At 64.8% G+C, this 9,732-nt stretch carries 9 protein-coding genes; 5 read left to right on the forward strand and 4 right to left on the reverse strand.

Annotated elements, in window-relative coordinates:
* Position 1 precedes the first annotated feature (1 nt).
* The 4 genes from ACN50D_RS27445 to ACN50D_RS27460 form a co-directional block, all read right to left on the reverse strand.
* Complete coding sequence (locus ACN50D_RS27445) at positions 2-883, reverse strand: carbohydrate ABC transporter permease (RefSeq protein WP_044480569.1); 882 nt, start codon at positions 881-883, stop codon at positions 2-4.
* A gap of 80 nt (positions 884-963) precedes the next feature.
* Positions 964-2,301 carry an ABC transporter substrate-binding protein gene (locus tag ACN50D_RS27450; RefSeq protein ID WP_037131899.1) on the reverse strand — a complete coding sequence of 446 codons (1,338 nt, stop codon included), beginning with the start codon at positions 2,299-2,301 and terminating at the stop codon, positions 964-966.
* Between the two features lie 251 nt (positions 2,302-2,552).
* Positions 2,553-3,047, reverse strand: coding sequence for a general stress protein (locus ACN50D_RS27455; protein WP_003945065.1), 495 nt, complete (start codon positions 3,045-3,047; stop codon positions 2,553-2,555).
* A gap of 107 nt (positions 3,048-3,154) precedes the next feature.
* Entirely contained in the window at positions 3,155-4,117 is a 963-nt protein-coding gene (locus ACN50D_RS27460) for an HpcH/HpaI aldolase/citrate lyase family protein (protein ID WP_054187358.1), read from the reverse strand.
* A gap of 72 nt (positions 4,118-4,189) precedes the next feature.
* On the opposite strand from ACN50D_RS27460, the gene ACN50D_RS27465 reads away from it, so the two are divergent.
* From ACN50D_RS27465 to ACN50D_RS27485, 5 genes are all read left to right on the forward strand, one after another.
* Positions 4,190-5,476, forward strand: a complete 1,287-nt coding sequence (locus ACN50D_RS27465) for a magnesium transporter MgtE N-terminal domain-containing protein (protein WP_003945077.1) — start codon at positions 4,190-4,192, stop codon at positions 5,474-5,476.
* Positions 5,473-6,015, forward strand: coding sequence for a DUF1003 domain-containing protein (locus tag ACN50D_RS27470; protein WP_003945067.1), 543 nt, complete (start codon positions 5,473-5,475; stop codon positions 6,013-6,015). Before ACN50D_RS27465 ends, ACN50D_RS27470 begins: the two co-directional genes overlap by 4 nt.
* A 75-nt stretch (positions 6,016-6,090) precedes the next feature.
* A complete protein-coding gene (locus tag ACN50D_RS27475) occupies positions 6,091-7,554 on the forward strand; it encodes a lytic transglycosylase domain-containing protein (protein WP_232319017.1) in 1,464 nt (487 codons plus the stop codon).
* 145 nt (positions 7,555-7,699) lie between these two features.
* On the forward strand, positions 7,700-8,563 hold the full coding sequence (locus ACN50D_RS27480) for a lytic transglycosylase domain-containing protein (protein ID WP_003945171.1): 864 nt from the start codon (positions 7,700-7,702) through the stop codon (positions 8,561-8,563).
* A gap of 24 nt (positions 8,564-8,587) precedes the next feature.
* Positions 8,588-9,724, forward strand: a complete 1,137-nt coding sequence (locus tag ACN50D_RS27485) for an Mrp/NBP35 family ATP-binding protein (RefSeq protein ID WP_003945178.1) — start codon at positions 8,588-8,590, stop codon at positions 9,722-9,724.
* Positions 9,725-9,732: the final 8 nt, after the last annotated feature.

The following is a 9,732-nucleotide window of genomic DNA, read 5'->3' on the forward strand; positions in this document are numbered from 1 at the left end:
GTCAGCGTCCTTCCGTATCGGATCCGGGAGCCGAAGCACCGAAAAGTTTGATGAAGATGAACGCGATCACTGCCACACACACGAAGATCAGCACGCTGATCGCGGATCCGATACCCAAGTTGAATGCCTTGAACAGATTGTCGTAACCCAGAATCGACACCGACCCGGTGTCGTTCGCTCCCTTCGTCAGCACGTAGATGTTGTCGAAGATGCGGAACGCGTCGAGTGTGCGGAACAGCAGAGCGACGAGGATGGCGGGCTTCATCAGCGGAAGGATGATGCGTACCAACCGGGTCCACGCACCGGCGCCGTCCACCTGAGCCGCCTTGAGGAGGTCGTCGGGCACGAGCGCCAGGCCGGCGAGCAGGAGCAGCGCCATGAACGGCGTCGTCTTCCACACCTCGGCAAGGACGATGATCGCGAGCGACGGGATCTGGTCGGTGAGCGGCGCACTGCCGTCGGGCAGGAGATTGGCGAGGTAGCCGGTCCCCGGCGTCCACGCGTAGTACCAGCTGTATGCCGCCGCAACGGTGACGATGCCGTACGGGATGAGCACAACGGTGCGGACGAGCCCCTTGCCCACGATCGTTCGGTGCATCACCAGTGCGATGGTCAGTCCGAGAACGAACTCGATGACGACCGAGACAACCGTGATCGACGTCGTCACCGCGAACGCTTGCCACCAGTAACCGTCGGTCAGCACCGACACGTAGTTGTCGAACCACACGAACTTTCGTTGATCCGGGAAGCGCAGGTCGTAGCGCTGCAAACTCAGCCACACGGCGTAGACCACCGGATATGCGGTCACCGCGATCATGAGAATCGCGGCCGGGGCCACCAGCCAGAGACCGAGGCGACGCTCGGCCGCCTTTCCGTCGGACATCTTCGTTTTCGCGGAGTGCTTCGGCTCCGGCGATGGCGTCGCGACTGTTGGTGCAGCTCCCGAATTTTCGCTGTCGATCGTCACGGAATCAGCCCCTCGGAATTGACTGCCTTGCGTACCTGCTCGGCAAGATCGTTCACGGTCGATTCCGGATCGATGTTTCCCACAGGGTTCAGCGTGGCAGTGATGAGCGTCGAAATACTCTGATAGGCAGGAGAAACCGGACGAACCGAAGCGGTGTCCAGGCTGTCGCGAACCTCACGCCACGCCGGGTACGCCTCCTGGAACGCCGGGTCGTCGTACAGGCTCTCGAGAGTCGGCGGAACGCCACCGGCTACCGCGTTGTTGCGCTGATTCTCCTCGTTACGCAGACAGGTGAGCGCCTCGAACGCGAGGTCCGGATGCTGGCTGGTCTTGGCCACCGCCACGTTGAAGCCGCCGATCGTGACCTCGGCCGGCTTACCCTCGATCACCGAGGGATACGGAGCGGCAAGGAAATTCCGTTCGCCGTTCACCGTGAGCACCGTGTTTCCGGTGTTCTCACTGGTGACGTTGCCCTTGTCGTCGATGTACGGCAGATCGCCCTTCTCGGCGTTCTCCATGATGCCGGGCAGCACGAACGGCCAGTTGACCTGGAAGGCAGATTTGCCGCTCTCCATGCCCAGTCGCGACGACGCTTCATCCCCCTGCGAGATCGAGGGATCCGCACCCTTGGCGGTAGCGACGCGCTTCATGACGGTCAGCGCCTGCTGGGCAGCATCACCGTCGGCCACCGTCACGGTTGTTCCGTCCGGCCCCACCACCGATCCGCCGGCACTGGCGAGAAGAGTGTTGAACCAGACCATCAATCCTTCGTACTGCTTGCCCTGCACACCGATCCAGCTGGGGCGCCCCTCCGCGGCCAGGCCTTCGGAGATGTCGATCATCTGATCCCAGGTCTGGGGTGGTTGCCCGTCCGGCATCAAATCCTTTCGATACCAGAGCAATTGGGTGTTGGTGTTCAATGGCGCCGCATAGAGCTGGTCCTGCCACTTCGCCGACTCCAGCGGACCCTCGAGCGTCCCGTTGCTGACCTCGGCCGCCACGTCGTCAGGAAGCGGCAATGCCCATCCCGCTTCGGCGAATTCGGCAGTCCACACCACGTCGAGCGTCATCAGATCGAGTGACTTGTCATTGCCGGTCAGACGCCGGGCCAACTGAAGTCGCTGGTCGTCGGCACCCTTGGGCAGAGTTTTCTGCTCGACCCGGTACGCGCCGTTCGACGCCGCCGAACAATTGGCGGCGGCCTCCGCATACTGCTCGGCGCCGTCGGCAGCGGTGTAGAAGGACAGCACCACGCCGTCGTCATTGTCCGATCCGCACGCACTGAGCAAGGGCGCCAACAACAATGTTGCCGCGCCGAGCAGCCCCGCCCGCAATTTCTTCTTCTGTCCCGCCCGCGATCTCTCGTTCTGCCCCGCCCGCGATCTCTTGTTCTGCACAGCCGTCCTCCTCGGGCGGCGAGACGGCGCAGTCGTTACGGCTGGCCGACGCACCACACATCGGCACTTTTGCCGGAGAAGGGACCTATTTCCTTGTCCGGCAAACGGTCACGGGAAGCGAGTACTACCTCGCCCGCGTGTACATAAAGTAACCGAGATCACACAAGTTGGCAGCCCGAGCGAGAATGTCAGATGGCGAGCTTGGCGAGCAGGTCGCGCGCCGACTCCGCCGTCTTGGGCTCACACAGTACGTCGTAACGTCCGGCGACCAACTGCATCGTCGAGGCGAAGTCCCGCTGCCCACGCGTCGCGGCGTACGGAATCGTCGTGGAGATGACACCGAAGATGATGCCGCCCACGATGCCCGCGATCAGCGGAGCGAGGAAACCACCGGTGACGATTCCGAGCACCAGGCCGAAGAAGACACCGAGCCAAGCACCGGAGACGATGCCGCCACCGATCACCTTGGCCCACGTCAACCGACCGAGAACTCGCTCGACCTGCATCAGGTTCACGCCGACGATCGTGACGTCCTGAACCGGGAATTCCTGATCGGAGAGGTAATCGACTGCGCGCTGCGCCTCGGCGTAGGTGGGGTACGACCCGATGGGCCATCCCGAAGGCGGTGTCGGCAACGCTCCACGGCGCGACCCATTCGACGATTGACCGAGCGGATTGGACATGGCTGGCTGCGCTCCTCTTTTCGGGCACGTCATCCACGCGGATGACGCAAGTACATCTACCCCCTATTGTGCCCTTTACAGACCTGATTCGTTCGGCTATGCGAGCGTCAGGCGTGTTCGGGCGGCGTGAATTCCGACGTGCGCGCCATCCCCGCGGCGCGACCCTTGGCCGAAATCACCAGTGCCATCTTGCGACTCGCCTCGTCGATCATCTCGTCGCCGAGCATGACGGCGCCCCGCCCTCCCCCGGCAGCCGAGGTGTGGAACGCGTACGCGTCCAAGATGAGTTCCGCACGGTCGTAATCGGATTGGCGCGGACTGAACACCTCGTTGGCCGCCTCGATCTGCGTGGGGTGCAGAACCCACTTGCCGTCGAAACCGAGCGCTGCCGTTCGCGCAGCCGACCGAGTGAAAGCCTCGACGTCGCGGATCTGCAGGTACGGCCCGTCGATGGCCTGGACGCCGTGCGCCCGCGCGGCCATCAAGATGGTCATCAGGATGTGGTGATACGCGTCACCGCGGTCGTAGCCGTCCGGTTGCTCACCGACGACCAGAGTTCGCATGTTCAAGCTCGCCATGAAGTCGGCCGGGCCGAACACGAGCGCCTCGACGCGGGGACTCGCGGTGGCGATCGCGTCGATGTTGGTCAAGCCGATCGCGTTCTCGATCTGCGGTTCGATCCCGATCCTGCCGACCTCGAGACCGTTGGCCTTTTCGACCTGCGTCAACAACAAATCGAGCGCCTGGACGTGACTCGCATCGGGAACCTTGGGCAGCAGAATGGCGTCCAGATGCGCTCCGGCGCGGCCCACCACCTCCACGACGTCGGCATACGTCCATTCGGTGGTCCAGTCGTTGACCCGGACGACCTTGACCTGTTTGCCCCACCCGTCCTCGGCCAACGCGTCGCCGATCGACTCCCTGGCCGCCTGCTTCGCCAGCGGCGCCACCGCATCTTCGAGGTCGAGAAAGATCTCGTCGGCGGGCAATCCCTTCGCCTTGTCGATCATCTTCCGACTGCTGCCGGGAACTGCCAATACCGATCGACGGGAACGGTTGCGTGAAGTCATTGCGGACTGCCCTTCTCGATTTTCGGTGGCGCCGTTGCAGATTTTGACGCTGGACGAATTAGCCTTGCAATCATGGCAGCAGCAGGCAAGGTATTTGCAGCCAGGCTTGCCGGCCTGGTTGTACTCGGCCCGGACGGCGAATCGATCGGTCGTGTGCGCGACGTCGTCATCACGGTCCGCATCGGACGCCAGCAACCCCGCGTTCTCGGTCTGGTGATCGAAATGTTCACGCGCAAACGCATTTTCGTTCCGATGTTGCGTGTGACAGCAATCGAACCGAGTGCAGTCACCCTCACCACCGGCAACGTCAGTCTGCGGCGCTTCAACCAGCGCCCGGGCGAAGTGCTCGCTCTGGCGCAGGTACTCGATTCGCATGTGCGCGTGGACGACCCGGAACTCGAGGAGCTTCACGGCGTCGACACGATAGTCGTCGATCTCGGAATCGAATCGACGCGGACGCGAGACTGGGTGGTCTCCAAGGTCGCGGTTCGCGGCCATCGCGGACGCCTCGGTCGACGCGCGGCGATTCACATCGTCGACTGGCAGCACGTCGCCGGCCTCACCCAGAGCGACCTCTCACTCCCCGGCCAGGGCGTAGCTCACCTGCTTCTCCAGTACGAAGGCATGCGACCCGCCGATGTGGCCAACGCCATGCGCGAACTGCCGGAGAAGCGCCGCCACGAACTGGCCGTGGCGCTCGACGACGAACGCCTCGCCGACGTCGTGCAGGAACTGCCGGCGGACGACCAGACCGATCTGCTGATGCACCTGGAAGTCGAACGCGCCGCCGATCTACTCGAAGCGATGGATCCCGACGACGCCGCCGACCTGTTGGGCGAGCTGCCCGAAACCGAGGCCGAGTCACTGCTTCAGTTGATGGACCCGCAGGATTCCGAACCTGTTCGACGCCTGCTCGAGCATTCCCCGGACACTGCCGGTGGTCTGATGACGCCCGAACCGGTGGTACTGACGGCCTCGACGACGGTCGCGGAGGCCCTTGCCCGCGCCCGCAACTACGACGTGACCCCGGCGCTGTCGAGCATGGTCTTCGTCGTACGTCCGCCGACGGCGACTCCGACCGGGCGGTATCTCGGCTGCGTCCACTTGCAGAAGCTTCTCCGCGAGCCTCCCGCCAGCCTGGTAGGCGGACTACTCGACACCGACATGCCCCGGTTGGCCCCGGACGACTCGTTGGCGTCGGTCACCCGGTATTTCGCGACGTACAACTTGGTATGCGGGCCGGTCGTGGACGACGAGAACCACCTGATCGGGGCCGTGACGGTCGACGACGTGCTCGATCACCTCCTGCCGGAAGACTGGCGTGAGGATTACTCCGACGACGAGGAACTACTCCGATGAGCGAACGGGCGTCGAGCACGACCGCACGGCAACGACTGGAAACGCCCCGCGGAAGCCGCCGGTTCAATCTCGATTTCGACGTCGAAGCTGTCGGGCGCGTCAGTGAACGCATCGCCCGCTTCCTCGGCACCGGGCGTTATCTCGCAATCCAGACGATCATCGTGATCGTCTGGATCCTGATCAACGTGTTCGCGGTGGCCCTGCAGTGGGACCCGTACCCGTTCATCCTGCTCAACCTGGCCTTCTCCACCCAGGCCGCCTACGCGGCGCCGCTGATCCTGCTGGCCCAGAACCGTCAGGAGAACCGCGACCGGGTCTCGCTCGAGGAGGACCGCTCACGCGCCGAGCAAACCAAGGCGGATACCGAATTCCTCGCCCGAGAACTCGCAGCTCTGCGTATCGCCGTCGGCGAGGTTGCCACCCGCGACTACCTGCGACGGGAGCTCGAGGAGATCAAGTCGATCCTTGCTGCCGACGGCGAACCGACCCCGAAGAAGAAGCACCGTGACTCGAATACTGCGAAACAAAGTCACAACTAGCTGAGCGTTCGCTGAGTTTTGCTGCACGCACCGTGACCGATATGTAACGTAAGTCACAGCAATATGGATATCACGGTGGGTACTCCGGAGCGGGAGCGCCAGCAAAGGGGAATCGTGCGAGTACGCGGAATGATTGCAGCATCCACACTGGTGGGGGGACTGCTCGTCGTCACAGGTCCAGCGGCCCTCACTGCCGGAAGCGCACCGACCGGAGGGTCACAGGTTCCGATCGCACTGGCGGGCTCCGCCTCGATTGCGCAGCCGGACTCTGTCGACTTCCTCCCGACGCCCCGCACGGTCCGAACGCAAAGATCGGCCCCGCCCAGCGATACGGTCGCCGGCGCCCCGGCAGCGCCCAACGCTGCGGCCGTCGTCCTCACCTCTCTGGGCATCCCCGAGATCGTCCTGAACGCGTACCGCTCCGCGGAGCTGGTGATGATGACCGAGGCACCGGGATGCGGAATCCCCTGGCATCTTCTGGCCGGCATCGGACGCATCGAATCCGGTCACGCCAACGGCGGCAAGACGACCTCGGTGGGTACGACGGTCACCCCGATCCTCGGCCCCGTCCTCGACGGACGGCTGGCAGGCAACGAGGTCATTCGGGACACCGACAAGGGCGCAATCGACGGCGACCCCACTCACGACCGCGCCGTCGGGCCGATGCAGTTCATTCCGGCCACCTGGGCCGGATATGCCAGCGACGGCAACGGGGACGGAATCAAGGACCCCAACAACGTCTTCGATGCGGCACTCTCGGCAGCGAAGTACCTCTGCAGCGGCGGACTCAACCTGCGCGATGTCGCCCAGGAGACCAAAGCTGTTCTGCGATACAACAACTCGGCCGCTTACGCAGCAAACGTGATCATGTGGTCGACGGCATACAAGAACGGTGTCATTCCTTCCGGTCAGCTGCCGTACACCTCGGGCATCAACACCGGCAGCTCCGCGATCAACGCCGCCGCCTCGGCAGACTCCGCCGCTTCGGCCGTACTCGCCGCGGCTGCAGCTACCGATCCGGCGGCCGGCGACAAGGAATCAGCGTCGACGACGCCGACCCCGACCACCACTCCCCTCTTCCCGGGTCTGCCGGACATGCCTGCACTCTCACCCGAGATCCAGGCACTGATCCCGCCGGGCGTCATGCCGACCAGCCCCGCTCCGGGACCCAACGCCGCCCGGAACGCAGCTCCCGGTCCGATAATCCCGCTCCCCGTCCTCACCTCACGGGGTCTCGTGTGGCCGATTCTGACGGCCGAGGGATGGCGCTGGCCCGACGACATGTGTGTGATCCTTCCGGACCCCGCAGCCCTCGACGGCTTGCAGGACGGCATCCTTCTGCCGTGCACGATCCCGGGCATGGCAGTGGCCGCCACGGCACCCGCCTCCACCGACGCGGCTCCCGCGGAATCCTCTCCGCCCGCCGCCCCCTCGCCGGAGCCCGCACCGGCACCCGCACCCGCACCGGAGCCCGCTCCGGCCCCGGCTCCGGCATTCGTGCCGTTCTTCCCGGGCCTGCCCGGCATGCCCGCTCTGTAACCGAAAAATCACGAAAGAACAGTGCATATGCCCCAAACTGCCCTTCTAGATCACGGTTGAATAACGGAAACGCAACAAATCAGGTAGCCTCGACTCCGTCAGTTGAACGGAAAACCTCCTCGCGGAGGTTCAGGAGGCATACACAGTGGGTCGGCACAGCAAGAAGACAGATTCGCACATCCGTCGAAATTCGGTCATCGCGCTCACCGGACTCATCCCTATCGGACTCGTCACCGCAGCCAACACGGCCGGCGCCGCTCCCAAGGTCCCGTTCTTCAACACCAGCTCCGCCGAAACGGTGGACACCGCCGCACAAGCCACGCAGGAACCGCAGGCGCAGATTCTGCCCGCCGTCGAAGCAATCGCCGAGCCGGCTCCCGCCCCCGCGCCGGAACCCGCGCCGCTGGCTCCCGTGCAGGCCACTCCCCCGCTCCCCGCGTCCATGGCCGAGGGAGCACTCGGAATCCCGAGCGTGAGCGTCGCCGCCTACCAGAACGCCGAGCGGATCCTCGCCGTCGAGAAGCCCAACTGCAACATGCACTGGACGCTCCTCGCCGGTATCGGCCGCGTCGAATCCGGCCACGCCAACGACGGCAAGGACGCCGACGCGAACGGCAACCTCTACAAGCCCGTGATCGGCCTGCCACTCAACGGCAGCCTGCCTGGCCAGGCCGTCATCATGGACACCGACGGCGGCGCCCTCGACGGCGACACCGTCTACGACCGCGCAGTCGGCCCGATGCAGTTCATCCCGTCCACCTGGAACCAGTACGCCGGCGACGGCAACGGTGACGGAATCGCCGACCCCCAGAACCTTTTCGACTCCGCACTGACCACCGGCAAGTACCTGTGCGACGGCGGGCTCAACATGCAGGACGTCACCCAGGTTGCCTCCGCGATCCACCGCTACAACAACTCGGCGGCCTACGTCGCCAACGTTCTGGCCTGGTCGCTCGGGTACTCCACCGGCATCGTGCCCGCCGCATCGGACCTGCCGCGCATCCACTGACCTACCTGGACTTACCATGGAGTCATGTCTGTACTGACCGAGTCCGACGTTCGCTCCGCGCTCGCGCGAGTTCTGGACCCAGAAATCCGCAAACCCATCACCGAACTGGGGATGGTCAAGGGGATCTCCCTCTCCAGTGACAACAGCGTCGACATCGGCATCTATCTCACGACCGCCGGCTGCCCGATGCGCACCGAGATCACCGAACGCGTCACCAAGGCCGTCGCCGACGTCGCCGGGGTCGGTGCGATCCGCGTCGAACTCGACGTCATGGACGACGCCCAGCGGACCGAGCTCCGCAAGTCGCTTCGCGGCGATTCCGCCGAACCCGTCATCCCGTTCGCCCAGCCGGGTTCACTCACCCGCGTCTACGCCGTAGCCTCCGGCAAGGGTGGCGTCGGAAAGTCCAGTGTGACAGTCAATCTCGCGGCAGCAATGGCCGCGCGCGGACTGTCTGTCGGCGTACTCGACGCGGATATCTACGGTCACTCGATCCCCCGCATGCTCGGCACCGACGCCAAGCCCACTCAGGTCGAGCGCATGATCATGCCGCCGGTTGCACACGACGTGAAGATGATCTCCATCGCGCAGTTCACCCAGGGCAACACTCCTGTCGTCTGGCGCGGACCGATGCTTCACCGCGCACTCCAGCAGTTCCTCGCCGACGTGTTCTGGGGCGATCTGGACGTGCTGCTGCTCGATCTGCCGCCCGGCACCGGTGACATCGCCATCTCGGTGGCTCAGCTCATCCCGAGCGCCGAGATCCTGGTCGTCACCACACCGCAGCAGGCCGCTGCCGAGGTCGCCGAGCGAGCGGGCGCCATCGCCCTGCAGACCCGCCAGCGCGTCGCCGGCGTCGTCGAGAACATGTCGTGGCTCGAACTTCCCGACGGCACCCGCATGGACGTCTTCGGCGAAGGCGGCGGGCAGACCGTCTCCGATCGCCTCACGAAGGCCGTCGGCGCCAAGGTTCCGCTTCTCGGACAGATCCCGCTGGATCCGTCCGTCCGCGAGGCAGGCGACGCCGGGACGCCGATCGTCCTCAGCGCTCCCGATTCACCCGCAGCCATCGCACTCAAGGACATCGCCGACAAGTTGGCCGTCCGTCAGCGCGGGCTGGCCGGAATGTCGCTCGGTATCAACACGGTTCGCAACCTGTAGAACCCCCT

This window comes from Rhodococcus sp. SB1D (assembly GCF_048573875.1).
Classification (GTDB): Bacteria; Actinomycetota; Actinomycetes; order Mycobacteriales; family Mycobacteriaceae; genus Rhodococcus_F; species Rhodococcus_F qingshengii.

Excerpts from the sequence above, each read along its gene's own strand:
- ACN50D_RS27485 (WP_003945178.1), top strand. The coding sequence starts at position 8,588 with ATGTCTGTACTGACCGAGTCCGACGTTCGCTCCGCGCTCGCGCGAGTT.
- ACN50D_RS27470 (WP_003945067.1), top strand. The coding sequence starts at position 5,473 with ATGAGCGAACGGGCGTCGAGCACGACCGCACGGCAACGACTGGAAACG.
- ACN50D_RS27460 (WP_054187358.1), bottom strand. The coding sequence starts at position 4,117 with ATGACTTCACGCAACCGTTCCCGTCGATCGGTATTGGCAGTTCCCGGC.
- ACN50D_RS27465 (WP_003945077.1), top strand. The coding sequence starts at position 4,190 with ATGGCAGCAGCAGGCAAGGTATTTGCAGCCAGGCTTGCCGGCCTGGTT.
- ACN50D_RS27445 (WP_044480569.1), bottom strand. The coding sequence starts at position 883 with ATGTCCGACGGAAAGGCGGCCGAGCGTCGCCTCGGTCTCTGGCTGGTG.
- ACN50D_RS27455 (WP_003945065.1), bottom strand. The coding sequence starts at position 3,047 with ATGTCCAATCCGCTCGGTCAATCGTCGAATGGGTCGCGCCGTGGAGCG.